Annotated in this window: 25 protein-coding genes; 14 read left to right on the forward strand and 11 right to left on the reverse strand. The window is 54.1% G+C overall.

What is annotated here, in order from left to right; translation table 11 throughout:
* Window positions 1-90 precede the first annotated feature (90 nt).
* Window positions 91-966: a 23S rRNA pseudouridine(2605) synthase RluB gene (rluB, locus tag NQ230_RS10270; protein ID WP_023312076.1), complete on the forward strand. Its 876-nt coding sequence runs from the start codon at window positions 91-93 to the stop codon at window positions 964-966.
* 36 nt (window positions 967-1,002) lie between these two features.
* Here the strand turns inward: rluB and cobO are convergent, their stop codons facing one another.
* Entirely contained in the window at window positions 1,003-1,593 is a 591-nt protein-coding gene (gene cobO / locus NQ230_RS10275) for a cob(I)yrinic acid a,c-diamide adenosyltransferase (protein WP_024907116.1), read from the reverse strand.
* Window positions 1,590-2,351: a YciK family oxidoreductase gene (locus NQ230_RS10280; RefSeq protein ID WP_213820836.1), complete on the reverse strand. Its 762-nt coding sequence runs from the start codon at window positions 2,349-2,351 to the stop codon at window positions 1,590-1,592. Before NQ230_RS10280 ends, cobO begins: the two co-directional genes overlap by 4 nt.
* Window positions 2,352-2,602: 251 nt before the next feature.
* Between NQ230_RS10280 and sohB the strand changes: the two genes are divergently transcribed.
* Complete coding sequence (gene sohB, locus NQ230_RS10285; protein WP_257261037.1) at window positions 2,603-3,649, forward strand: protease SohB; 1,047 nt, start codon at window positions 2,603-2,605, stop codon at window positions 3,647-3,649.
* A 34-nt stretch (window positions 3,650-3,683) separates the two neighbouring features.
* Here sohB and NQ230_RS10290 read toward each other — a convergent pair whose 3' ends face one another.
* A complete protein-coding gene (locus tag NQ230_RS10290; RefSeq protein ID WP_023312072.1) occupies window positions 3,684-3,935 on the reverse strand; it encodes a YciN family protein in 252 nt (83 codons plus the stop codon).
* Between the two features lie 399 nt (window positions 3,936-4,334).
* Here NQ230_RS10290 and topA point away from each other — a divergent pair, with 399 nt between their 5' ends.
* The 6 genes from topA to acnA all read left to right on the forward strand — a co-directional run bounded on the left by topA (window position 4,335) and on the right by acnA (window position 11,820).
* Window positions 4,335-6,932, forward strand: a complete 2,598-nt coding sequence (gene topA / locus NQ230_RS10295) for a type I DNA topoisomerase (RefSeq protein ID WP_029740526.1) — start codon at window positions 4,335-4,337, stop codon at window positions 6,930-6,932.
* A gap of 187 nt (window positions 6,933-7,119) precedes the next feature.
* The gene (gene cysB / locus NQ230_RS10300) at window positions 7,120-8,094 is read left to right on the forward strand and encodes an HTH-type transcriptional regulator CysB (protein ID WP_024907120.1); all 975 of its coding nucleotides are present in this window, start codon (window positions 7,120-7,122) and stop codon (window positions 8,092-8,094) included.
* Window positions 8,095-8,432: 338 nt separating this feature from the next.
* Complete coding sequence (locus tag NQ230_RS10305) at window positions 8,433-8,573, forward strand: YmiA family putative membrane protein (RefSeq protein WP_213327741.1); 141 nt, start codon at window positions 8,433-8,435, stop codon at window positions 8,571-8,573.
* A gap of 2 nt (window positions 8,574-8,575) precedes the next feature.
* Complete coding sequence (locus NQ230_RS10310; protein WP_257261041.1) at window positions 8,576-8,746, forward strand: YciX family protein; 171 nt, start codon at window positions 8,576-8,578, stop codon at window positions 8,744-8,746.
* Between the two features lie 138 nt (window positions 8,747-8,884).
* Window positions 8,885-8,983 carry a small membrane protein YmiC gene (gene ymiC / locus NQ230_RS10315; RefSeq protein ID WP_032623144.1) on the forward strand — a complete coding sequence of 33 codons (99 nt, stop codon included), beginning with the start codon at window positions 8,885-8,887 and terminating at the stop codon, window positions 8,981-8,983.
* Between the two features lie 161 nt (window positions 8,984-9,144).
* Window positions 9,145-11,820 (forward strand): aconitate hydratase AcnA, encoded by a 2,676-nt coding sequence (acnA, locus tag NQ230_RS10320; RefSeq protein WP_257261043.1) that lies wholly within the window; start codon window positions 9,145-9,147, stop codon window positions 11,818-11,820.
* A gap of 36 nt (window positions 11,821-11,856) precedes the next feature.
* On the opposite strand, the gene ribA is transcribed toward acnA, so the two are convergent.
* Window positions 11,857-12,447 (reverse strand): GTP cyclohydrolase II, encoded by a 591-nt coding sequence (gene ribA, locus NQ230_RS10325; protein WP_121423974.1) that lies wholly within the window; start codon window positions 12,445-12,447, stop codon window positions 11,857-11,859.
* Between the two features lie 197 nt (window positions 12,448-12,644).
* Between ribA and pgpB the strand changes: the two genes are divergently transcribed.
* The 5 genes from pgpB to yciH all read left to right on the forward strand — a co-directional run bounded on the left by pgpB (window position 12,645) and on the right by yciH (window position 16,294).
* A complete protein-coding gene (gene pgpB, locus NQ230_RS10330; RefSeq protein ID WP_121424395.1) occupies window positions 12,645-13,412 on the forward strand; it encodes a phosphatidylglycerophosphatase B in 768 nt (255 codons plus the stop codon).
* Window positions 13,413-13,560: 148 nt separating this feature from the next.
* Window positions 13,561-13,869, forward strand: coding sequence for a LapA family protein (locus NQ230_RS10335; RefSeq protein WP_023312067.1), 309 nt, complete (start codon window positions 13,561-13,563; stop codon window positions 13,867-13,869).
* Between the two features lie 6 nt (window positions 13,870-13,875).
* Window positions 13,876-15,045: a lipopolysaccharide assembly protein LapB gene (gene lapB, locus NQ230_RS10340; protein WP_023312066.1), complete on the forward strand. Its 1,170-nt coding sequence runs from the start codon at window positions 13,876-13,878 to the stop codon at window positions 15,043-15,045.
* A gap of 185 nt (window positions 15,046-15,230) precedes the next feature.
* Window positions 15,231-15,968, forward strand: coding sequence for an orotidine-5'-phosphate decarboxylase (pyrF, locus tag NQ230_RS10345; RefSeq protein ID WP_159514348.1), 738 nt, complete (start codon window positions 15,231-15,233; stop codon window positions 15,966-15,968).
* Window positions 15,968-16,294: a stress response translation initiation inhibitor YciH gene (gene yciH / locus NQ230_RS10350; protein WP_257261044.1), complete on the forward strand. Its 327-nt coding sequence runs from the start codon at window positions 15,968-15,970 to the stop codon at window positions 16,292-16,294. Before pyrF ends, yciH begins: the two co-directional genes overlap by 1 nt.
* Before the next feature lie 105 nt (window positions 16,295-16,399).
* Here yciH and osmB read toward each other — a convergent pair whose 3' ends face one another.
* The 3 genes from osmB to NQ230_RS10365 all read right to left on the reverse strand — a co-directional run bounded on the left by osmB (window position 16,400) and on the right by NQ230_RS10365 (window position 17,860).
* Window positions 16,400-16,618, reverse strand: a complete 219-nt coding sequence (osmB, locus tag NQ230_RS10355; protein ID WP_008501216.1) for an osmotically-inducible lipoprotein OsmB — start codon at window positions 16,616-16,618, stop codon at window positions 16,400-16,402.
* Between the two features lie 263 nt (window positions 16,619-16,881).
* Window positions 16,882-17,634: a DNA-binding transcriptional regulator YciT gene (gene yciT / locus NQ230_RS10360; protein ID WP_257261047.1), complete on the reverse strand. Its 753-nt coding sequence runs from the start codon at window positions 17,632-17,634 to the stop codon at window positions 16,882-16,884.
* A 43-nt stretch (window positions 17,635-17,677) separates the two neighbouring features.
* On the reverse strand, window positions 17,678-17,860 hold the full coding sequence (locus NQ230_RS10365) for a YciZ family protein (RefSeq protein ID WP_121423970.1): 183 nt from the start codon (window positions 17,858-17,860) through the stop codon (window positions 17,678-17,680).
* Window positions 17,861-18,053: 193 nt separating this feature from the next.
* Here NQ230_RS10365 and NQ230_RS10370 point away from each other — a divergent pair, with 193 nt between their 5' ends.
* Complete coding sequence (locus tag NQ230_RS10370; protein WP_257261049.1) at window positions 18,054-18,923, forward strand: crotonase/enoyl-CoA hydratase family protein; 870 nt, start codon at window positions 18,054-18,056, stop codon at window positions 18,921-18,923.
* On the opposite strand, the gene pdeR is transcribed toward NQ230_RS10370, so the two are convergent.
* The 4 genes from pdeR to fabI all read right to left on the reverse strand — a co-directional run bounded on the left by pdeR (window position 18,920) and on the right by fabI (window position 25,185).
* Window positions 18,920-20,911: a cyclic di-GMP phosphodiesterase gene (pdeR, locus tag NQ230_RS10375; RefSeq protein ID WP_032658288.1), complete on the reverse strand. Its 1,992-nt coding sequence runs from the start codon at window positions 20,909-20,911 to the stop codon at window positions 18,920-18,922. The genes NQ230_RS10370 and pdeR overlap by 4 nt on opposite strands.
* A 322-nt stretch (window positions 20,912-21,233) precedes the next feature.
* Window positions 21,234-23,168, reverse strand: coding sequence for an exoribonuclease II (locus NQ230_RS10380; protein ID WP_257261050.1), 1,935 nt, complete (start codon window positions 23,166-23,168; stop codon window positions 21,234-21,236).
* 88 nt (window positions 23,169-23,256) lie between these two features.
* Window positions 23,257-24,243: a CMD domain-containing protein gene (locus tag NQ230_RS10385; protein ID WP_257261052.1), complete on the reverse strand. Its 987-nt coding sequence runs from the start codon at window positions 24,241-24,243 to the stop codon at window positions 23,257-23,259.
* A gap of 153 nt (window positions 24,244-24,396) precedes the next feature.
* Window positions 24,397-25,185, reverse strand: coding sequence for an enoyl-ACP reductase FabI (fabI, locus tag NQ230_RS10390; protein WP_003856831.1), 789 nt, complete (start codon window positions 25,183-25,185; stop codon window positions 24,397-24,399).
* Window positions 25,186-25,453: the final 268 nt, after the last annotated feature.

Below are 25,453 nucleotides of genomic sequence, written 5' to 3' on the forward strand. Positions count from 1 at the left end.
CAGATCAGCGAGTTAGTCTAATTTTAGCGTTAACTCGTTGTTTTAGAAAGTACACCAGACGCCTGTGAAGGCGACACCTGAGGAAGCTCAATGAGCGAGAAGTTACAGAAAGTGCTGGCGCGCGCCGGCCACGGCTCACGCCGTGAAATCGAAGCCATTATTGAAGCGGGCCGCGTGAGTGTGGACGGTAAAATCGCCACGCTGGGTGACCGCGTTGAAATCGTACCGGGGCTGAAGATCCGCATCGACGGTCATCTTATCTCCGTGAAGGAATCTGCTGAACAAATCTGTCGCGTACTGGCTTACTACAAGCCGGAAGGCGAGCTGTGCACCCGCAACGACCCGGAAGGTCGCCCGACGGTGTTTGACCGTCTGCCTAAACTGCGTGGCGCTCGCTGGATTGCCGTCGGTCGTCTGGACGTAAACACCTGCGGTCTGCTGCTGTTTACCACCGATGGTGAACTGGCAAACCGTCTGATGCACCCAAGCCGTGAAGTGGAACGTGAATACGCGGTGCGCGTATTTGGCCAGGTTGATGAGAACAAACTGCGCGATCTGTCGCGTGGCGTTCAGCTGGAAGACGGCCCTGCGGCGTTCAAAACCATTAAGTTTACCGGTGGGGAAGGCATTAACCAGTGGTACAACGTGACCCTGACCGAAGGACGTAACCGCGAGGTGCGTCGTCTGTGGGAAGCGGTAGGCGTCCAGGTAAGCCGTCTTATCCGTGTCCGTTACGGCGACATTCTGCTGCCGAAAGGACTGCCACGCGGCGGTTATACCGAACTGGATCTGACCCAAACCAACTACCTGCGCGAGCTGGTCGGCCTGACGCCGGAAACCACCTCAAAAGTGGCGGTGGAAAAAGACCGTCGTCGCATGAAGGCGAATCAGATCCGTCGTGCGGTGAAGCGTCACAGCCAGGTGAGCAGCAGCCGCCGCTCCGGCAGCCGTAATAACAACGGTTAATATAAAAGCCCGGTGAATTCACCGGGCTTTTTTCTTTTAGTAATCAACACCAATTTGCGCTTTGATGCCCGCATCAAACGCGTGTTTGACCGGACGCAGCTCGCTGACGGTATCGGCCATTTCCAGAATATCCCGATGACACCCGCGCCCCGTGACGATAACCGTCTGGTGTACAGGACGGTTCTTCAGAGCATCCAGCACGGCTTCCAGCGGCAGGTAGTCGTAGGCGACCATATAGGTGATCTCATCCAGCAGAACCATATTCAGCGAGGGATCGGCCAGCATTCTCTTTGCATGCTCCCAGACGGCGAGACAGGCGGCGGTGTCCGTTTCCCGGTTCTGGGTATTCCACGTAAACCCGGTCGCCATGACCTGAAACTCGACGCCGTGAGGCTCGAGCAAATTCCGCTCGCCGTTGGGCCATGTGCCTTTAATAAACTGGATCACGCCCACTTTTTGCCCGTGACCGACGGCGCGTGTCGCCGTGCCGAATGCGGCGGTGGTTTTCCCCTTGCCGTTGCCGGTAAAGACGATGACGATCCCACGCTCGTCCTGTGCCGCCGCGACGCGCGCATCGACCTGTTCTTTCAGACGCTGCTGGCGCTGCTGATGACGTTCTTCACTCATTGCGAAATTCCTGGTTTACGGCCCGGCTGGGCGTCAAAGGTCATCCCGGTTTTGCGGCGGCTGTCGTCGCCCATCAGCCAGAGATAGAGCGGCATAATGTCTGCCGGGGTTTTCAGCTTCTGCGGATCTTCGCTCGGGAACGCGCTGGCGCGCATTTTGGTGCGCGTACCGCCCGGGTTAATGCAGTTTACGCGCAGATGGCGGCTCTGATACTCCTCCGCCAGCACCTGCATCATGCCTTCGGTCGCGAATTTTGATACGGCATAGGCTCCCCAGTTAGCGCGACCCTCACGGCCAACGCTGGAAGAGGTAAAGACCAGGGACCCTGCCTCGGATTTCAGTAATAAAGGAAGCAATGCCTGTGTGAGGAAAAACGTGCCGTTGACGTTGACCTGCATCACCTGCTGCCAGATATCAGGATCCTGTTCATCCATCGGACGCACTTCACCTAACAAGCCGGCGTTATGCAGCACGCCGTCGAGTCTCGGATAGTGGGCGCCGATGCGCTGGGATAACTCCTGGCACACCGCGGGCGTGCAGGTCAGCAAATCCAGTGTATACCACGGGGCCGGCGTGCCGCTTACAGCCTCAATCTCCTGAGCGACGTTTTTCAGTTTTTCTTCGTTGCGCCCAATCAAAATAACGTTTGCGCCGTATTCGGCGTATGTCAGGGCCGCCTCGCGGCCAATCCCGTCGCTGGCACCTGTGACAAGAATGATCCGGTTTTGCAGCAGATTTTTTTGCGGTTGATAATGCACGGTGACTCCTCAGGCGACCGGTAACGCAGTGGCGCCTTTATGATGACTTTTCGGCTTTATGCCCGAATTAGCCTAATAATTCAATCAGTCTACAGGACGCATTACTGTAAAATTAACAATTTGCAAATATTTAAACTCCAGGGCGGGGATTCCTGAAGGCGGCTCGCAGAGGTAATGTCACGAGCGAGACGCATGAGCAGGGCTGTTGTACACTGCCGTGAAAGATTCGTGGTTAAATCAAGGTGGAACGCGTGGAATTACTTTCTCAATATGGGTTGTTTTTGGCCAAAATCGCGACGGTGGTGATTGCCATTGCGGTGGTTGCCGTTCTGATTGTCAACCTGACGCAGCGCAAGCGTCAGCGAGGGGAGTTACGCATCACCCGCCTGAGTGAGCAGTATAAAGAGATGCAGGAAGAGATGTCTCTGGCGCTGCTTGATAGTCATCAACAGAAACTCTGGCTGAAAGCACAGAAGAAAAAGCATAAACAGGAAGCCAAAGCGGCAAAGGCAAAAGCAAAGCTCAATGTGCCGCAGGATAAGGCTACGCCACGTGTCTATGTGCTCGATTTTAAAGGCAGTATGGATGCGCATGAGGTTTCCTCTCTGCGGGAGGAAGTGACTGCCGTACTGGCCGTGGCGACGCCGCAGGATCAGGTTGTCGTGCGTCTTGAAAGCCCCGGCGGGGTGGTTCACGGTTACGGGCTGGCCGCCTCACAGCTGCAGCGCCTGCGTGAAAAACAGATCCCGCTGACCGTGGCGGTGGATAAAGTGGCGGCCAGCGGTGGCTACATGATGGCCTGCGTGGCGGACAAAATTGTTGCCGCGCCGTTCTCCATTATTGGCTCGATCGGCGTGGTCGCGCAAATTCCGAACTTTAACCGCTTCCTGAAAAATAAAGAGATTGATATCGAACTTCACACGGCGGGTCAGTACAAACGTACCCTGACGCTGCTAGGGGAAAACACGGAAGAAGGGCGTCAAAAATTCCGTGAAGATCTCAACGAAACGCATCACCTCTTTAAAGATTTTGTGCACCGTATGCGTCCGACGCTCGATATTGAACAGGTCGCGACGGGGGAGCACTGGTACGGCGTCCAGGCGCAGGAGAAAGGGCTGGTGGATGACGTCGGAACCAGCGACGATCTGCTGCTCAACCTGATGGAGGGCCGGGAACTGGTGGGCGTGCGCTTTACCCAGCGTAAGCGACTCCTTGACCGCTTTACCAACAGCGCGGCGGAAAGCGCGGACCGCCTGCTGCTGCGCTGGCTACAGCGCGGACAAAAACCGCTGCTGTAAACAAAAACGCGAGGCACATGCCTCGCGTTTTGCATTAATCGACCAGGTGATATTTCTCGGAAAGCGTATGCGCCAGGTATTTGAACATGTTAAACACGGCGGTGCTTTTCGGGGTCGGCAACCCCTGCTCGTCAAGGAAGTATTCGCCGCTGAAAATCAGCACGCCATTACGCTGCTCGACGCCGGTGGCTTCAATGCCCGCCAACGTATCTTCATGGTCACGAATAAGCTTGTTTGCTTCGATAAGCAGAGAGGCTCGGTCAATAGGTTGGGTCGTATTCTGCATAATCCACTCCTTAAACAGTGACAATAGTCTACGCCGAGGGCGCTTTGGGGGCAAATTTTCCCTGTAATGTGAGGGGATAAGGTGCAGGGGCCTGGCTGGCGGGATTTGCTTTTGCATGCTAATAAAGTTGCGTAACGAATTTTATCAGGTAGAGTGTGCGCTTTCGTCATTCTGGCAACAGAATTGCTTGACATTCAACCGGGAATTCGTCACGAATTACACGAGATGTGAGAAAAATACCCGAAAACTCAATCACCTGGGCGTCTTTTCTTTAACGCCCGGTAAGACAAAGGGGTTGATATCTCCTGACGCAGTCGCAATATCATTGGCTCGTCGTCAGCGGAAGGGAAATCAACGTGCGGCGTATTCCTGGAAGAATTAAATTAGGTAAAGGTGAATATGGGTAAAGCTCTCGTCATCGTTGAGTCCCCGGCAAAAGCCAAAACGATCAATAAGTATCTGGGTAATGACTACGTGGTTAAGTCCAGCGTGGGTCATATCCGCGATTTGCCGACCAGTGGCTCAGCCAGCAAAAAGAGCGCAGACTCTACCTCCACCAAAGGGGCTAAAAAGCCTAAAAAGGATGAACGTAGCGCGCTTGTCAACCGCATGGGTGTGAACCCATGGCACAACTGGGATGCACAATATGAAGTGCTGCCCGGGAAAGAAAAAGTCGTTAACGAGCTGAAGCAGCTTGCTGAAAAAGCAGACCACATCTATCTCGCAACCGACCTTGACCGCGAAGGGGAGGCCATTGCGTGGCACCTGCGGGAAGTGATTGGTGGTGATGACAAACGCTACAGCCGTGTAGTGTTTAACGAAATTACGAAGAATGCGATTCGTCAGGCGTTTGAGAAGCCGGGCGAACTGAATATTGACCGTGTAAACGCACAGCAGGCACGTCGCTTTATGGACCGCGTTGTGGGCTACATGGTTTCTCCACTGCTGTGGAAGAAGATTGCCCGTGGCCTGTCCGCAGGTCGTGTGCAGTCCGTCGCCGTGCGTCTGGTCGTTGAGCGTGAGCGCGAAATTAAAGCCTTCGTGCCGGAAGAGTTCTGGGAAGTTGACGCCAATGTGACCACGCCGGGCGGTGACGCTCTGCCGCTGCAGGTCAGTCATCACAACGATAAGCCTTTCCGTCCAGAAAACCGCGACCAGACCATGGCCGCCGTTGCGCTGCTGGAAAAAGCACGCTATCAAGTGCTGGAACGTGAAGACAAACCGACCAGCAGCAAGCCGGGTGCGCCGTTCATTACCTCTACGCTGCAACAGGCTGCAAGCACGCGTCTGGGTTATGGCGTGAAGAAAACCATGATGATGGCGCAGCGCTTGTATGAAGCGGGTTACATCACTTACATGCGTACTGACTCCACCAACCTGAGCCAGGACGCTGTGAATATGGTTCGCGGCTATATCAGCGACAATTTCGGCAAAAAATATCTGCCGGAAAGTGCGAATCAGTACGCCAGCAAAGAGAATTCCCAGGAAGCGCACGAAGCAATTCGTCCTTCCGACGTCTCCGTCCTCGCGGAATCGTTAAAAGATATGGAAGCGGATGCGCAGAAGCTGTATCAGCTGATCTGGCGCCAGTTTGTCGCTTGTCAGATGACGCCTGCGAAGTACGACTCCACAACGCTGACCGTCGGCGCGGGTGATTTCCGCCTGAAGGCGCGGGGTCGTATTCTGCGCTTCGACGGCTGGACGAAAGTGATGCCTGCGCTGCGTAAAGGCGATGAAGACAGAACGCTGCCTGCGGTTAATAAAGGTGACGAGTTGTCGCTTGTCGATCTGGTTCCGGCACAGCACTTCACCAAGCCGCCTGCGCGCTTCAGTGAAGCGTCCCTGGTGAAAGAGCTGGAAAAACGCGGTATTGGTCGTCCGTCGACCTACGCGTCCATCATCTCGACGATTCAGGACCGTGGCTACGTACGCGTTGAAAACCGTCGTTTCTATGCGGAAAAAATGGGTGAGATCGTCACCGACCGTCTGGAAGCTAACTTCCGCGAGTTGATGAACTACGATTTCACCGCGCAAATGGAAGACAGCCTCGACCAGGTTGCCAGCCATCAGGCGGAATGGAAAAAGGTACTCGACAGCTTCTTCAGCGACTTTACCGACCAGCTTGAAAAAGCGGAGAAGGATCCTGAAGAGGGCGGCATGCTGCCTAACCAGATGGTTCTGACCAGCATCGACTGCCCAACATGCGGCCGCAAGATGGGGATCCGCACCGCAACCACGGGCGTCTTCCTTGGCTGCTCCGGCTACGCGCTGTCACCAAAAGAGCGCTGCAAAACCACCATCAACCTGGTGCCGGAGAACGAAGTTCTCAACGTGCTGGAAGGTGACGATGCGGAAACTAACGCTCTGCGTGCCAAACGCCGCTGCAAAAAATGCGGCACGGCAATGGATAGCTACCTGATCGATCCAAAACGTAAGCTGCACGTCTGCGGTAATAACCCAACGTGTGACGGGTATGAGATCGAAGAGGGTGAGTTCCGCATTAAAGGCTATGACGGCCCGATTGTGGAGTGTGAGAAGTGTGGCTCTGAAATGCACCTGAAAATGGGGCGTTTCGGTAAGTACATGGCCTGTACCAACGACGAGTGTAAAAACACGCGCAAAATTCTGCGTAACGGTGAAGTGGCTCCGCCGAAGGAAGATCCGGTTCCGCTGCCAGAACTGCCGTGCGAGAAATCCGACGCGTACTTCGTGCTGCGTGACGGGGCTGCGGGTGTCTTCCTCGCCGCCAACACCTTCCCGAAATCGCGTGAAACTCGCGCGCCGCTGGTGGAAGAGTTGCACCGCTTCCGCGATCGTCTGCCTGAGAAACTGCGTTATCTGGCCGATGCGCCACAGCAGGATCCGGAAGGCAACAAAACCGTGGTGCGGTTTAGCCGTAAAACCAAGCAGCAGTATGTTGCGGCCGAGAAAGAGGGTAAAGCGACCGGATGGTCAGCTTTCTTTGTCGATGGCAAATGGGTTGAAGGCAAGAAATAATCTTCCCTTACCGTAACTTACCTGTAAAAGGGCCGGATTTCCGGCCCTTTTTTATTGCCTTGTTATTATTTTTTGTTCCGTACTATACAGTCAGGCTATAAATGATATAGTGGTTATAGTTAACCTGTTTCTTATTATTAAATCGTCTTAAGCGATTGACCGCATGCGCTAAATCGGATGGTCTGGCATGAAATTACAGCAGCTTCGTTATATCGTTGAGGTGGTGAATCATAACCTTAACGTCTCTTCAACCGCCGAGGGGCTATATACCTCGCAACCGGGCATCAGCAAACAAGTTCGTATGCTGGAGGATGAGTTAGGTATCCAGATATTTGCCCGCAGCGGTAAGCATCTTACCCAGGTGACGCCTGCGGGGCAGGAAATCATCCGCATTGCGCGGGAAGTCCTCTCCAAAGTCGATGCGATTAAGTCAGTGGCAGGGGAACATACCTGGCCGGATAAAGGTTCGCTGTATATTGCCACGACGCATACCCAGGCGCGCTATGCGCTTCCCGGTGTTATCAAAGGCTTTATCGAGCGTTATCCTCGCGTCTCTTTGCATATGCACCAGGGCTCGCCAACGCAAATTGCTGAAGCCGTTTCCAAGGGTAATGCAGACTTTGCCATCGCCACCGAAGCGCTTCACCTGTATGACGATCTGGTCATGCTTCCATGCTATCACTGGAACCGTTCTATCGTGGTGACCCCGGATCACCCCCTGGCGGGTAAAGGATCGGTCTCTATCGAAGAGCTGGCGCAATATCCGTTGGTGACGTACACGTTTGGCTTTACCGGCCGGTCCGAGCTTGATACGGCCTTTAACCGGGCAGGACTAACGCCGCGCATAGTCTTTACCGCGACGGATGCCGACGTGATTAAGACCTATGTGCGGCTTGGTCTGGGGGTGGGCGTCATTGCCAGCATGGCGGTGGATCCGGTGTCAGACCCTGACCTGGTGCGTCTTGATGCGCACGATGTTTTCAGTCATAGCACCACCAAGATTGGATTCCGTCGCAGCACCTTCCTGCGCAGCTATATGTATGATTTTATTCAGCGCTTTGCCCCTCATTTAACGCGTGATGTGGTTGATACCGCCGTTGCATTACGCTCAAATGAAGATATTGAAGAGATGTTTAAAGACATCAAACTCCCCGAAAAATAATCACACCCGGTATCTTTCCCTTACGGAAAGATACCGAAATAACGCCTCAAAGCTAAATTAGAATTATCATCATCTACGCACTCCCTGTCATATAATGTCATTATCCATTTAACGTGTAAGGTTATAATGTCGTGAATTGGCGACAAAAGTAGAAACTAATTTACGCCTTCGCAAATTTTTCTTTTCAATTATTTATTTCTGGTCAAAAGATTGAATATTTCATACCTCCCGGTGCGTAAATTCACTGGCTTTTCGGCTAAAGTTTCTTTAGGATTTATCTCAACAGATGATTAATTGTACCAATTGTTTGGTCCTAAATGATAAGCGATATCGATTGTATGAGGTTAGCAATGCCTTCAGGAAGTGAAGAACCGCAAAGGGATCCTGCGCTCAAGCGTAAAGCCTGGCTGGCGGTCTTTCTCGTCTCTACCCTGTTTTGGGTGGTGGTTGCTCTCCTGGCCTGGAAATATTGGGGTTAAATATGGCAGTGACGGTACGTACAGAAACGGTAAAACAGATTTGTCAACATCGTGACAACGGCCACAGAGGGCGTAAAGCACCTGCGACTGTTGTACCCGCGTCCTGGAAACTGACGCCGCAGCAGCAAGCGTTTATTGATGTGTTCGCAGAAGACGAACCCAAAAAACAATAATTTAGTTAATTGCGTAATGATGCAAATAGTCTGAATATCGACTCTGCACTTTTGTACTCTTTAATAAATACACATCAGCAATATAGCACTGAGGACTTACCTCGGAACTTTTTATAAATAATGCCTGGTGTCCCTATGATGAATAACATGACGTCTCACAAATACTGGTCATGGATCGGCGTTTTTACCGTGTCGATTCTGTTCTGGAGTCAGCTCATCTGGTTGGCCCTCCACTAAATTGTAAAACCTCGCTACGGCGGGGTTTTTTGTTTTCCCATTCTGGACCAATCCGAAATTTATCAATTTGGGTTGTTATCAAAACGTTACGACATCTTTGTGTTATCTTTAATTACGGCCCTGATGATTGTCGGGGCATCTCTGTGATTAAGGAGGAGCTTATGTCGTTAACCCTACGCGAAGCCAGTAAGGACACATTACAGGCAGAAAACAAAACCTGGCATTACTACAGCCTGCCGCTGGCTGCCAGAACGCTTGGGGACATTTCGCGTTTACCCAAGTCATTGAAAGTTTTACTGGAAAATCTGTTGCGCTGGCAGGACGGTGACTCTGTCACCCTCGACGATATCCAGGCGCTGGCAGGGTGGCTTGAAAAAGCCCATGCCGACAGAGAAATCGCCTACCGCCCGGCAAGGGTGCTGATGCAGGACTTTACCGGTGTCCCTGCCGTCGTTGATTTAGCCGCGATGCGCGAGGCCGTTAAGCGTCTCGGCGGAGATACGGCCAAAGTGAATCCGCTTTCCCCTGTTGACCTCGTCATTGATCACTCCGTAACCGTTGACCGCTTTGGTGATGACGACGCCTTTGGCGAGAACGTGCGTCTGGAGATGGAGCGTAACCACGAGCGCTACGTGTTCCTGAAGTGGGGCCAGCAGGCATTCAGCCGGTTTAGTGTGGTCCCGCCGGGTACCGGTATTTGTCACCAGGTTAACCTTGAATATCTGGGTAAAGCCGTCTGGAGTGAATTGCAGGATAAAGAGTGGGTCGCCTATCCGGACACGCTGGTGGGCACGGACTCCCATACCACCATGATCAACGGTCTGGGCGTGCTCGGCTGGGGCGTCGGGGGTATCGAAGCGGAAGCGGCCATGCTCGGCCAGCCGGTGTCCATGCTTATCCCTGACGTGGTGGGCTTCAAGCTCACCGGCAGGCTGTCTGAAGGCATTACCGCCACCGATCTGGTGCTGACCGTCACCCAGATGCTGCGTAAGCATGGTGTGGTGGGCAAGTTTGTCGAATTCTACGGAGACGGACTGGATTCACTGCCGCTGGCCGACCGCGCTACCATTGCCAATATGGCGCCGGAATACGGCGCAACCTGCGGCTTTTTCCCCATTGATGATGTCACGCTGGAATACATGCGCCTTAGCGGGCGCAGCGAAGAGCAGGTCGCGCTGGTGGAGGCCTATACCAAAGCGCAGGGCATGTGGCGAAACCCGGGCGATGAACCGGTCTTCACCAGCACGCTTGAACTCGATATGGGGAGCGTCGAGGCGAGCCTCGCCGGGCCAAAACGTCCGCAGGATAGGGTTTCGCTGAGTGACGTGCCAAAAGCCTTTGCCGCCAGCAATGCGCTGGAAGTGAACGTGGCGCAGAAAGACCATCGTCCGGTCGATTATGTTCTGAACGGACATCAGTATCAGCTCCCGGATGGCGCGGTGGTTATTGCCGCCATTACCTCCTGCACCAACACCTCGAACCCCAGCGTATTAATGGCGGCCGGTCTGTTGGCGAAAAAGGCGGTAGAGCTTGGGCTAAAACCTCAGCCATGGGTCAAGGCCTCGCTGGCGCCGGGTTCCAAAGTGGTGTCGGATTACCTGGCGCAGGCCAAACTGACGCCGTACCTTGACGAACTGGGCTTTAACCTTGTGGGCTACGGCTGTACAACCTGTATTGGCAACTCCGGTCCGCTGCCTGAACCCATTGAAACGGCGATCAAGCAGGGCGACCTGACGGTAGGCGCGGTTCTGTCCGGCAACCGTAACTTTGAAGGGCGTATTCACCCGCTGGTAAAAACCAACTGGCTGGCCTCACCGCCGCTGGTGGTCGCTTATGCCCTGGCAGGGAACATGAATATCAACCTGGTGACCGACCCGATTGGCCACGATCGCAAGAATGACCCTGTCTACCTGAAAGATATCTGGCCATCTTCGCGTGAAATCGCGCAGGCCGTTGAAAAGGTCTCAACCGAGATGTTCCGCAAAGAGTATGCGGAGGTCTTTGAAGGCACGCCGGAATGGAAAACCATTAACGTTATTGGCTCAGATACCTATGACTGGCAGGATGACTCGACCTATATTCGTCTGTCGCCGTTCTTTGATGAGATGCTGGCCGAACCTGCACCGCTTAAGGATATTCACGGCGCGCGCATCCTGGCGATGCTGGGGGATTCTGTCACAACTGACCACATCTCTCCGGCAGGGAGTATCAAAGCCGATAGTCCGGCGGGTCGTTATCTGCAAAGCCGGGGCGTCGAACGCCGTGATTTTAACTCCTACGGATCGCGTCGCGGCAACCATGAGGTCATGATGCGCGGGACGTTTGCCAACATCCGCATTCGTAACGAAATGGTGCCGGGCGTAGAAGGGGGCATGACCCGCCATCTGCCGGGAACGGAAGTCGTTTCGATTTATGATGCAGCGGTCAAATATCAACAGGAAGGTACGCCGCTGGCGGTGATCGCCGGGAAAGAGTACGGTTCCGGCTCCAGCCGCGACTGGGCGGCGAAAGGTCCGCGCCTGCTTGGCGTTCGCGTGGTCATCGCCGAATCGTTCGAACGTATTCACCGCTCGAATCTGATCGGTATGGGGATCCTGCCGCTTGAGTTCCCGCAGGGCGTGACGCGTAAAACGCTGGGGCTGACCGGGGAAGAGCAGATTGAAATTAGCGGTCTGCAAAACCTGCAGCCGGGTAAAACGGTGCCGGTGAAGTTAACGCGGGCAGACGGGAAAACCGAGGTGCTGGACTGCCGGTGTCGTATTGATACGGCAACCGAGCTGACCTATTACCAGAACGACGGCATTTTACATTATGTGATTCGTAAGATGCTGGACTGAAGAAACAAGCCCGGCACGCGTGCCGGGCTTTTAGCATCACTCTTTCAGCAGATGGCCCATCTTGGCGGCTTTGGTATCCAGGTAGTGGGCGTTTTTCGGGTTACGGCCGACAATCAGCGGTACACGCTCGACGATGTTGATCCCCGCTTCGGTCAGGATCTCCACTTTTTTCGGGTTATTGGTCAGCAGACGAACTTCGTCCACGCCCAGCAGCTTGAACATATCGGCGCACAGGGTGAAGTCGCGTTCGTCAGCGGCAAAGCCGAGCTGATGGTTTGCTTCAACCGTATCGTAGCCCTGATCCTGAAGCGCGTAGGCGCGGATTTTATTCAGCAGACCAATATTACGACCTTCCTGACGGTGATAAAGCAGCACACCGCGACCTTCTTCTGCAATATGAGACAGGGCGGCTTCCAGCTGGAAACCACAATCACAGCGCAGGCTGAATAGCGCGTCGCCGGTAAGACACTCTGAATGGACGCGGGACAGCACCGGCGTCTGCCCTGAAATGTCGCCAAACACCAGCGCGACATGATCCTGTCCGGTTGCCAGTTCTTCAAAACCCACCATCAGGAAATCGCCCCATGGGGTTGGCAGTTTGGCTTCTGCCACACGTTTAAGCTGCATGTGATTCTCCAGAGTAGGCTGACACGTTTCGTGCCTTTGCCCTGTTTTGCTTTCTGTATCAGTTCATTTTGCCACAAGCTCAGCAGGTTCGCCTAATGGGCACCATGCTATATGAACGTTAAACGCACGATCCGACATATCCACCCAAAGGATTAATTTCAGTTATGATTGTGACGCTTAGCGAAAAAGGAGAAGACATGCTTTCAATCGCCAGACGTACGGCAGCAGGCGCGGCCATTTTACTGATTATGCCTTTGGCCGTTTGGGTATCCGGCTGGATGTGGCAGCCCGGGCAGAATGCTACGTGGCTTAAAACGTTGTACTGGGTTACGGAAACGGTCACCCAGCCCTGGGGCATTATTACCCACGTCATTCTCTGCGGCTGGTTTCTGTGGTGCCTGCGCTTTCGACTGCGTGCGGCGCTGATGCTCTTTGCTATCCTGGGTGGGGCAATCGTTATTGGTCAGGGCCTGAAGTCATGGGTAAAAGACAACGTTCAGGAGCCAAGGCCGTTTGTCGTCTGGCTGGAAAAAGCACACCATGTTCCGGTGGATGAGTTCTACACTTTAAAGCGTAAAGATCGCGGCGCGCTGGTGAAAGAACAGCTTGCGGAACAGGAAGATATTCCAAAATTCCTGCGTAAACACTGGCAGAAAGAGACCGGGTTTGCGTTTCCTTCCGGTCATACCATGTTTGCGGCCAGCTGGGCGCTGCTGGGGGTCGGGCTGCTTTGGCCGAGGCGTCGCACGATCACCATCGCGGTGTTACTGGTTTGGGCAACAGGGGTAATGGGCAGCCGCTTGCTACTGGGGATGCACTGGCCGCGGGATCTGGTGGTCGCCACGCTGATCTCATGGCTGCTGGTGACGCTGGCCACCTGGCTTGCTGAACGATTCTGCGGCCCGCTAACGCCACCGCCGGAAGAGAAAGAAGAAATAGCCGAAAGGGACCAAACCGACGCCTGACGGTTGATATTCCGCATTTTGCCCATAGATCCATGACCTGCGCGTCACTTTTTCCGTTTCGCGCTCGTCGCTAAAATGGTAGTTTATAAGGCTGATTGCGGTGAGTTGAACACACTTTATTCGCTTGAACCACATAACGGGAAGTAATGTGAAATATTTACTCATTTTCTTACTGGTATTGGCGATTTTTGTCATTTCAGTCACGTTGGGTGCACAAAACGATCAGCAGGTGACGTTTAACTATCTGCTGGCTCAGGGTGAGTATCGCGTCTCGAGCCTGCTGGCGGTCTTATTTGCTGCTGGCTTTGCCATTGGCTGGCTGGTTTGCGGTCTGTTCTGGCTGAAAGTCCGTGTTTCTCTTGCGCGCGCTGAACGTAAAATTAAGCGACTCGAAAATAACATTGCCCCTGCGTCTGACATCCCGGAAAGCTCTGGTGTGCCGGTCGTGAAGGAATAATCGACTATGCTGGAGTTGTTGTTTCTGCTTTTGCCTGTAGCCGCAGCCTATGGCTGGTATATGGGCCGCAGAAGTGCGCAACAAACAAAACAGGATGAGGCCAACCGGCTCTCCCGCGACTACGTTGCGGGGGTAAACTTCCTCCTGAGCAATCAGCAGGACAAAGCGGTAGACCTGTTCCTCGATATGCTGAAAGAGGATACGGGGACGGTTGAAGCGCATCTCACCCTGGGTAACCTGTTCCGCTCGCGCGGCGAGGTCGATCGCGCCATTCGTATTCACCAGACCCTGATGGAAAGCGCCTCGCTGACCTACGATCAACGTCTCCTTGCGGTACAACAGCTGGGGCGGGATTACATGGCCGCAGGGTTGTACGATCGCGCAGAAGATATGTTCGCGCAGCTGGTGGACGAAACAGATTTCCGCATCGGCGCGCTGCAGCAGCTCTTGCAGATTTATCAGGCCACCAGCGACTGGCAGAAAGCCATTGATACCGCCGAACGTCTGGTGAAGCTGGGTAAAGATAAGCAGCGCGTTGAGATAGCCCATTTCTACTGTGAGCTTGCGCTTCAGCAGATGGGCAACGACGACATGGATAAAGCCATGGCGCTGCTGAAGAAAGGCGCCGCCGCGGATCGCAACAGCGCGCGAATCTCCATCATGATGGGGCGCGTCTTTATGGCGAGTGGCGACTACGCCAAAGCCGTTGAAAGCCTGCTGCGGGTTATCGACCAGGACAAAGAGCTGGTCAGTGAAACGCTGGAAATGCTGCAAACCTGCTATCAACAGCTCGACAAGCAGGAAGAGTGGGTAGCATTCCTGCGTCGTTGCGTGGAAGAAAATACCGGCGCCACCGCTGAACTGATGCTATCAGACGTTGTTGAGCAGTATGAGGGAAGCGACACCGCGCAGGTTTATATTACGCGTCAGCTGCAGCGCCATCCGACCATGCGGGTGTTCCATAAGCTGATGGATTACCACCTGAACGACGCAGAAGAAGGGCGCGCCAAAGAGAGCCTGATGGTGCTGCGCGACATGGTTGGCGAGCAGGTGCGCAGCAAGCCGCGCTATCGTTGCCAGAAGTGTGGTTTTACCGCCTATACGCTCTACTGGCACTGTCCTTCCTGCCGCGCCTGGTCCACCATTAAGCCAATTCGAGGCCTGGACGGGCAGTAATTTTTTAAAACATCCCATTTTAGTTACAACATACTGATGGCTTTTACCACACGCCGTGCATCGTGCGGTTTGCCGGCCTGGCAGGCGCGTAAATGGATCCTGTCAATTTGCGGCGTCGGCAGGTAGAATGCTGGCCGTTTATCTGTTCCGCGCCGCTGCGCGCCCATAGACGAAAAGGGCTGGTCATGACGTCTGTTACATCCTCCACTTCCCGCGTAATTACGGATTCTCCTGTTGTTGTTGCGCTTGATTACAATAAGCGTGATGCCGCACTGGCGTTTGTCGACGGCATTGACCCTCGCGACTGCCGTCTGAAAGTTGGCAAAGAGATGTTCACGCTGTTTGGACCGCAAATCGTTCGCGATCTGCAGCAGCGCGGCTTTGACGTTTTCCTCGATCTCAAATTCCACGATATCCCGAATACCACGGCGCACGCCGTTGCCGCAGCCGCAGAGCTGGGCGTATGGATGGTCAACGTCCATGCATCGGGTGGGGCCAGAATGATGACGGCCGCCCGTGAGGCGCTCCTGCCGTTCGGTAAAGATGCACCGTTGCTGATTGCGGTCACCGTGCTGACCAGTATGGACGAAAACGATTTACGCGACCTGGGCGTGACGTTGTCACCCGCCGAGCATGCCGAACGTCTCGCGCGTCTGACGCAGCAGTGCGGCCTGGATGGCGTTGTTTGCTCCGCGCAGGAAGCGGTACGTTTCAAATCAGCGCTGGGCAAGGATTTTAAACTGGTCACGCCGGGGATCCGTCCTGCAGGCAGCGACGTGGGCGATCAGCGCCGCATTATGACGCCTGAGCAGGCGCTGGCTGCCGGTGTTGACTACATGGTCATCGGGCGTCCGGTGACGCAGTCTGCAAACCCGGCTGAGACGCTTAAAGCTATCAACGCATCGCTGAAAAAGGGGGCATAATGATCGATTCCAACAGCCGTCTGGTCTATTCAACCAATAGCGGGCGTATAGATGAGCCGAAAGCGAAAGTGGAACGTCCTAAGGGAGACGGCATCGTTCGGATCCAGCGCCAGACCAGTGGACGAAAAGGGAAAGGGGTTTGCCTTATCTCCGGCATTGACCTGGATGATGCGGAACTGGCAAAGCTGGCGGCCGAATTGAAAAAGAAATGCGGCTGCGGCGGTGCCGTGAAAGACGGCATTATTGAAATCCAGGGCGATAAGCGCGATTTAATAAAATCTCTGCTGGAAGCCAAAGGGATGAAAGTCAAACTGGCAGGCGGCTAAAATAAATGAGCCACGGCAAATGCCGTGGCTCGTGTTATATACGTGCGTATGTCAGACCTGAAATGCGTTCAAATATCGCAATACCGGGGAAGGCTTAGATAATAATTATTTGCCAACCTGGTGACCGATAATACCACCGACAGCAGCGCCACCTAATGTACCCAGCGTACTACCATCCGTTAATACTGCACCACCGAGAGCACCGGCACCGGCACCAATCGCGGTGTTACGGTCACGTTTAGACCAGTTAGAGCACGCGCTCAGGGACATTGCTACAGTGATTGCCAGAACAGCGGCGGCTAATTTTTTGCTGGTTAAGGTCATAATACTTTCTCCTGAATTATCGATTCACGGAAAGATGTACACGTTAAGTATAGACGAATCGAATACTTAATTCTGTTCTCCGTGAAAGCTGGTCGCGCAGGCGTTACGTAATCACGCAGGTGATAGTCACTTCCTGTTATATCGCTAACATTAATTTTACGACTTTAATGCAGGTTAAACAGGTAAAAACTCTTAAAGAAGTACCAGGAATCATCTCAGAGAAAGAAGGGCGTGTGCGCCCGAAATTCGGGCGCGGAGGGGACTCAGGCGGTCGTTTTAATAATATTGACGATCAGTCTGTCATCTTCCAGCTTATTACGGTGCGCGTCGCTCAATCTTTCGTCGGTAATCACGCGGCTAAAGCGTGAAACGGGGCCCATCGTATAAGGATGAACGGCGCCAAATTTAGAGCTGTCGGTGAGCACAATGGCTTCACACTCTTTTTCCAGCACGGCATTCACGACGTCAGAGCGCATCATATCCCGGCCGGTAAAACCCGTCTCCGGCTGCCAGCCGTCAATTCCGATGAAGGCCTTGCTGAAATGAACCTGCTGGACATACTGACGGGTCAGCGGGCCTACCATGCTTTCACTTTTTTTCTGGTAAATACCGCCGAGCAGAATTACCTCGCAGCGCGTCTCTTTGAGCAAATGCGCGATATAACTGCTGACGGTAATGATAGTAACATCCTTTTGATCGGCAAGCGTGCGCGCCAGAAGGGCATTACTGCTGCCGTTTTCAATAAAGACGGTCTCACCGTTGTTCACCAGGGACGCGGCAAACTCCGCCAGTTCACGTTTGAGAGCGTAGTTATTCATCATGCGCGTCTCCACGTCATCGCTGTCCAGCGGGACAGCATATCCGTGCGCGCGACGCAGGTAGCTCTGTTTTTCCAGCAGATTAAGATCCTGACGGATTGTGACTTCAGACACGCCGGTGGTTTTAGCGAGATCGACTACGCTTACGCGTCCCTGATCGATGACCATCTGCAAAATGAGTTGTTGTCGGGAATTCATAGCATCCATTTAATAAAGCGAAACGAGGTCGGAGACGGTGGGGTTAAACTTCCCACGGCGCTTTTGGCTGTCTGTTTTCAAGCGCATTGTCAGCACCATTCTGAGCAAGAAGTTCAGACTTCAGGATCTCGAGATTACGGATAGCAGAGTGATAATCGCCCGCCACCAGGATATCCAGCACGGTATCAATTCGTTGTGCTACAGCTTGTGCGTCAATAGTCGACATATTCTCACCCCAGGCGCGAAAAGTTAATATTTTCAATGATGCAGAAATTAGGATCAAAAGAGAAGGGAAAAAATGCAATAACTAAATTACATAAACGTAAGTGATAAATTTATTCCCCCTCATGCAGCAGGCTTATTGAGTGGATTAGTCTAAAACTGCGCGCAAGGCGCTTTTTTATAAGAGGAATTAGACTATGACAGTTATCAATCAGCCTACCTGCACACTGTTTACCGATACTGAACGGTTCACGCAGCTGTCAGGGTATTACGAGGCGGAGCGTCACACGGTCTGGATGATGCTGCGGGCTCAGCCACGCCCTTGCTTTAACCATGCGTTAATTGAGGAGATCATGAACTTTTCATGGCTGGTTCGCCAGTCTGGTTTTGCGGTTGATTTTTGGGTAACCGGTTCGCTGGTTCCTGAAATGTACAATGCGGGCGGTGATTTACAGTTCTTCGTTGAGTGCATTCAGCACGGACGTCGGGAAGCGTTACGGGCGTACGCTCGCGCCTGCGTTGATTGCGTCCATGCGGCCTCACGGGGGTTTGATACGGGGGCCATCTCTCTGGCAATGGTCGAAGGCAGTGCGTTAGGGGGCGGGTTTGAGGCCGCTCTGGCGCACCATTTCGTCCTGGCTCAGCGCGATGCCCGTCTGGGTTTCCCGGAGATTGCCTTCAACCTGTTTCCGGGTATGGGGGGGTATTCCCTGGTTGCACGGCGTTCAGGCATGAAGCTGGCGGAGGAACTCATCTACAAAGGGGAATCCCATACGGCTGAATGGTACGAACAGCACGGGCTGGTGGATGTCCTGTTTGAACCCGGACAAAGCTATGTCTCCACCCGAACCTTCATCGATACGCTGCGGCCAAAACTGAATGGCGTCAGGGCGATGCTGCGCGCCCGTACGCGCGTTCTGCAATTGCCCCGCAGTGAACTTATGGACATCACGGAAGACTGGGTAGATGCCGCTTTCTGCCTTGAGCCGAAAGATATTGCCTACATGGAGCGACTGGTCACGCTGCAAAACCGCCATCACGCGGCGGGCTTGCGCAAAGCCAGTTAACGTTGATTTCGCGCTTGATATCGTTTTAGCCATCGCTCGAATGCGGCAGCGGGCATCGGCTTAGCAAACAGAAAACCTTGCCGTTCGTTGACGCCGTTCTTGGTGAGAAAGGCGTCTTCTTTTGCACTTTCCACCCCTTCGGCAATCACCTGCAGATTTAACGCCTGCGCCACCGCGACGATAGCGCGCACCAGAGACTGGGAGATGGACTGCTTATGAATATCCCTGACAAAAGATTGATCGAGTTTAATGGCGTCGATAGGGAAGCGGGCCAGTTGAGAAAGGGAAGAGTAGCCGGTGCCAAAATCATCCAGATGAATTTGTGCCCCGAGTCGGCTGAACTGCTGGATCACGGACAGCGCCAGCTCTTCGTTCTCAATAAGACAGCTTTCGGTTAATTCGACGTCAACAGGGCAGTATTCAAAATTCAGATCCTTCAGCGCCTGCTTTAAGTCACTGAAAATAGTCTGGTCGGCCAGCTGGCGCGCAGAGACGTTTACCGCCACGCGCAGGTTTATTCCCTTATCGCGCCATTTCGCCACCTGGCGAACAACGTCGAGCATCACCCAGCGGCCCAGCGGCACAATCAAGCCCGACTCCTCGGCATAAGAGATAAACTCCAGCGGCGGGATCAAACCGCGCTCTGGCGATTGCCAGCGGACCAGCGCTTCGAGGCTTCTGACTTCCCCGCGCCAGGTTATTTTCGGCTGATAGTGGATCAGAAGCTGATCGTTATCCAGGGCCTTGCGCAGGTTGGTATCCAGCCAGAGATACTCAAACACGCGCTGGTTCATCTCGGGTGAGAAGACGCAGAACTTGCCCCGGCCGTTCTCCTTGGCGGTGTACATGGCGGTATCGGCGTTACGAATGACGCTTTCCCTGTCGTTCCCATGCTGCGGGGCGAGGGCGATACCCAGGGAGCAGCCGGTATAAATCTCAATCAGCCCGATTCGGAACGGCTGGCGTAGACGGGTTAAAATGCGCGACGCCATCGCCTCCAGAGAGCCCTGCGAGGTATTGGTGGCCATGACGATAAACTCATCACCGCCAAGCCGCGCCAGCACCTGCTCCTCGTCCAGACAGCTTAAAATGGCGAGGGCGACGGCCTGTAACAGCTGATCGCCAAACATATGACCGTAAGCGTCGTTGACCTTTTTAAAGTTATCCAGATCGAGATACACCACGCCTACCTGCGTGTCGCCACGGTTGTCGATGGCGTCAGAAATCAGGTCGTGGATCGCATTGCGGTTTGGCAGGCCGGTGATGGTATCGGTATTGGCCAGCACGCGCAGCCGCTCCTGAGCGCGGCGCTCCTCGGTAATATCGGTCCCGGAACAGATAAGGAAAATTTCATTTTTACCGCTGCCGCTGTGCACGAATTTGTTTCTGAACAGAAACAGCCGCTGCCCTTTACGCGTTTTGATCCAGCGTTCGACTTCGTAGGAGCTGCCGTTGCGAAAAAAACCGGTAATGTTGCGCTTTGAAGCGGCCGCTTCGCTACGGCTCATAAACAGCTTAAAGACGTTCTGGCCAATCACTTCCTGCTCTTTCAGGCCGGTGTACTCTTCGCTAAGCCGGTTAAAACGCTGGATATTGCCGTGCCGATCGAGAATAACAATGACGGAATTAGCCTCAGAGACAACCTGTTCCGCGAATGAGAGCCCCTGAGCCAGATCGCGCGCCACGGAGGGCGTATCGTTCCAGGCGGAAGCGGTTCCGGCCCACTCGTTACGGGTAATTTTACGGCCCACAAGATGAACCGGAACATCTTCCCCGTACAGGGAGAGCGACATGGAAATGCTGGAGGTAATAACGGTTAAATGACGGATGAGATCGGCCTGTTCATCGTCCAGCGCCACGACCTGAGTGACATCGGCATTTTCGCTGGTGGAAAGGTGCAGAGCGTTGCTGTCGGCTGACAAGCGCCACCACGGGCTGTGAGTTCCCATGTAGCGAAACAGCAAATTCTGCTCCAGATCGTCCATCATGTTTTCTCCCGCAGCTTTCATTAGCGCACAAATTATTCAATTGCTGTCGACTTTTCCGTTGAGAAACAGCGGCAAAACCGAAGTGAACTTATTGTTTTTCCCTGTTTTCTTATAATAAAACGAGACAGGTTAAAAAGGATACTGAGCGTATAAAAATTCACGTAACCGAATATAACAACACTCTTTTACTGTAGATAATTATGGCGGGTTTGGGCGAAGGGATGCTGAAAATAGTAAGGAAAAATAATGATTTTGTGGCGGGTATAAAAAGAAAAATTGTCGGCCCTTCCGGAAAGGAAATGGCCGACAATTGAACCGGTTATCAGGCGACAGGACGCGCGATAATACTGCGGGTTTCCATGCGAACTTCGGCGATAGTGACGTCAATCACGTCGGTGACTTTGTAAACTGTTTCACCTTTAATTTGTACGGTACCGTTTTCCTGGCTACAGACCATTTCGTCACGAACCGCATGCAGGAACGGCGCAGGAATAAACGCGACAGCACCGTTATCGACCAGGCGGACGCGCATGCCCCCGCGGCTGATATCGATGATCTCTGCGGCGAAACGGGTATCCGTACCGGCTTTATCCTGCAGGAAGCGTGCGTACAGCCAGTCTCCAACGTCACGTTCCGCCATGCGGTTCAGGCGGCGGCGATCGGCCATCTGCAGCGTGGTGTCCTCCTGAGGACGGGCAATGGTTTCACCTTTGATAATCGCTTTCAGCAGACGGTGGTTAACCATATCGCCATACTTACGGATCGGCGATGTCCAGGTGGCGTAAGCTTCGAGGCCAAGACCAAAGTGCGGGCCCGGCTCGGTACTGATTTCAGCGAAGGACTGGAAGCGGCGAATGCGGCTGTCCAGGAAGCCCGACGGCTGCGCGTCCAGTTCGCGGCGAAGCTTGCAGAAGCCCGGCAGCGTCAGCACTTCTTCCGGATCGACGTGCACATCGTGATTCTTCAGCAGGGCCGCCAGCGCTTCGGTATTCGCCGGATCAAACCCGGTGTGAACGTTGTAAATGCCAAAGCCCAGCTTGTCGCGCAGCACGCGTGCGGCACAGATGTTCGCGGAAATCATCGCCTCTTCAACGATGCGGTTCGCAATGCGTCGCGGTTCGGCCACGATGTCCAGCACTTCGCCTTTCTCGCCCAGAACAAAGCGATAGTCCGGGCGGTCTTTGAACACCAGCGCGTGGGTTTTACGCCACTCGCCACGGTTCAGGCAGATGCGATGCAGCAAACGGATTTGCGCGGCAATGGCGTCGGATTCAGGTTTCCAGCTACCGGTATTTTCAAGCCAGTCGGAGACGTTATCGTAGGCCAGCTTGGCTTTCGATTCGATAGTGGCGGCAAAGAACTCGATATCGTCTTCAATCGCCCCATCTGCGGCGATGGTCATGCGGCAGGCAAGAACCGGACGCACTTCGTTTGGACGCAGCGAGCAGAGATCGTCTGACAATTCGCGCGGCAGCATCGGAATGTTGAAGCCCGGCAGATAGTTGGTGAACGCACGGATTTTCGCGGCGTCATCCAGCTTGCTGCCTTCGCCAATCCAGGCGGTTGGATCGGCAATGGCGACGGTCAGATGCAGTTTGCCATCGGCGCTCTCTTCTGCGTACAGCGCGTCATCCATATCTTCTGTGCTGGCGCTGTCGATGGTGACAAACTCCAGCGAGGTGAGATCGCGGCGCGTCAGACCTTCGTCCTGCATCTCGGTCGCGACGCCGTTCGGCGCTTCTTTTTCAAGATTGTGGCGTGCCAGCGTGACCCACCATGGTACGAAATGGTCTGCGCCAAAGGTGATGAACTGGGTCAACTCGGCATAAAAACCGCGATCGCCTTTCAGAGGATGACGGCGCATTTCTGCTACGGCCCAGTCACCTTCTTTAAAATCATGCTCAACGCCACGGGCGGCGCGGCAGGGAATGGCATCTTTCAGCAGGGGATGATCCGGCACGATACAAAGACGATCGTTTTTTCCCTGCACCTTACCCACAAAACGGGTCAGGAACGGTTCGATCAGTTCTTCCGGCTCGGCAGACTCTCGGTCCTTCTCGGTATGAATGACAGCCATAACGCGATCGCCATGCATCACTTTCTTCATCTGCGGTGGCGGAATGAAGTAGCTTTTCTGCGCGTCAACCTCAAGGAAGCCAAAGCCCTTTTCCGTGGCTTTTACGACCCCTTCTGCACGCGGCGTCTGGGAATGCAGTTGCTGTTTAAGCTGCGCTAGCAGCGGGTTGTCCTGAAACATAATGTTCTATTTTCGTAGCCATTGAGCGGCTGACAGTTTTACGCGATTCTCACTGTCTCAGCAAGCGGTCTTTGGGTAATTAGTATGGTTATTCCTCTTTACCAAACGCGACTTTCAGACGATTGAGCCAGCCGTCAAACGCACTCTGGGTAAGCAGCGTGATGGCATGTTCGCCGGAGAGTCCTTGATCCATGAGAGGGGTAAACTGCGCGGCGCTGAAGCGGTCCGGAGAGCGTGTCAGCAGTTCGACAGCAGCCGAAAGTGCGGGGGACGTCAGCGGGATCGCTTCGCGGGTGTTTAACAGGATCTCTCCGGTCAGGTCGAGCAGCGACGGCTCATGGCAAAGGACCGGCGTCAGCGCCTCCAGCGCGGGTTCTGCCTGCCAGCGAGACAGCGATTCAAGCTGATGCGCACTCGCATAGCGCAGCTCGACGACGGGCAAAAGCGGCACCCACGCGGCGTGGCGCGTAGGCAGCGTGTGCGGCTGAATATGATGGCCTGGCAGCCAGCGTACAGGGTGTCCCAACAGCGCCTGAAAAATCGCGACGACGCGCGCCTGAAACCCGATAAACCCGATAATCTGGTTTATCACCACAATGTCATACGTTGACAGGCCAACTTCATCAAGCTGGTTCTGCGCTTTATCATCAATGACATCAGGGGAGCTGGCGAGCTGGCGGGCATACTGCGTAATTTGCGCCAGACGTCGGTTGCTTTCGCGTGAGGAGTCCGGGCCGGGAAGCGGGGCGAGAAGGGCGGCGTAATGGTTACAGAGCCGCTGAACGCCGCAGGCCTGTGCGACCGTTAGCGCGGTGCTGAGTCGATCGTAAGCGCTGAGCGTATGCAGGCGGTTAACGGGAATCGAGAGCGGAAACAGCTGGTGGCATAAGGCCCTGGCAGGGGTAAGCCAGCCAGAACAGGCGGCGACAATCTCATCAGGCAGGGCTAAATCGAGCAAAAAACGATCGTCGACGTTAGCGGCTTCGGGCACCAGAGGCAGAACATCCGTCTGCGCGTGGTTTGACTGGGTTTCGTGATACCAGTGGCCTTTGCCGGAAAAACGGCGTTGTTCCATGTGCGTTCCTTGATCTCAAAATGGCGATCAATATCCTGGCGTAAGGCAGATAAAGGGAAAAATATTGTTAGGTGATAACAAATAGCAGAACGGAATAACGAAGGGGTGGTGCGGGGGGAAAACTCTCTTCCCGGGCGGGAAGAGAGCCACAGCTTATTTAATTTCCAGCTCGTTCATTGCAGCGATATTGAAGCCGCCGTCAACGTGAACCACTTCGCCGGAGATACCAGCGGAAAGGTCAGAGCACAGGAATGCTGCAGAGTTACCCACATCTTCAATGGTAACGGTACGACGAATCGGGGTAACCGCTTCGCAGTGTGCCAGCATTTTACGGAAATCTTTAATACCGGAAGCGGCCAGGGTGCGGATAGGACCTGCAGAGATGGCGTTAACGCGCACGCCTTCAGGACCCATTGCGTTCGCCATGTAGCGTACGTTCGCTTCCAGAGACGCTTTAGCCAGACCCATAACGTTGTAGTTAGGGATAGCACGTTCAGCGCCCAGGTAGGACAGGGTCAGCAGGGCTGCGCCCGGGTTCAGCATCGCGCGGCAGGATTTCGCCATCGCCACGAAGCTGTAGGAGCTGATGTCGTGAGCGATTTTGAAGCCATCACGGGTAACCGCGTTCACGTAGTCGCCGTCCAGCTGGTCGCCAGGAGCGAAGCCAATGGAGTGAACGAAACCGTCGAATTTCGGCCATGCTTTTGCCAGTTCAGCAAACATGCCGTCGATGCTTTCGTCTTGTGCAACGTCACATTCCAGAACAATGCTGGAACCCAGCTGCGCGGCAAACTCTTCAACACGGCCTTTCAGCTTGTCGTTCTGGTAGGTGAACGCCAGCTCAGCGCCTTCGCGATGCATTGCCTGTGCGATGCCGTATGCGATGGACAGTTTACTGGCAACGCCAGTTACCAGAATGCGCTTACCGGAAAGAAAACCCATAGCTTTAATCCTTATATTCATTGCTAATTTTGCCTTGTAATTCATAGCGTTACAGGCAGTATTTCAAAATCATTCGAAATTAGCTCGAAATTATAGCCCACTCACAGCCCCTTGTGTCACGATATTTCTCGCACTTCTCCGAAGACGCTTGCCCCGAAGAATGCACCGCGGAGTCGCGGGGGCTCAAAATTTCAGCATTCGTCCAGTATATCACCCGGCAACAGCTTCACCTCATCCAACCAGAGAGGGAGCGCGATTCCACCAGGGT

Source organism: Enterobacter asburiae (assembly GCF_024599655.1).
Lineage (GTDB): Bacteria > Pseudomonadota > Gammaproteobacteria > Enterobacterales > Enterobacteriaceae > Enterobacter > Enterobacter asburiae_D.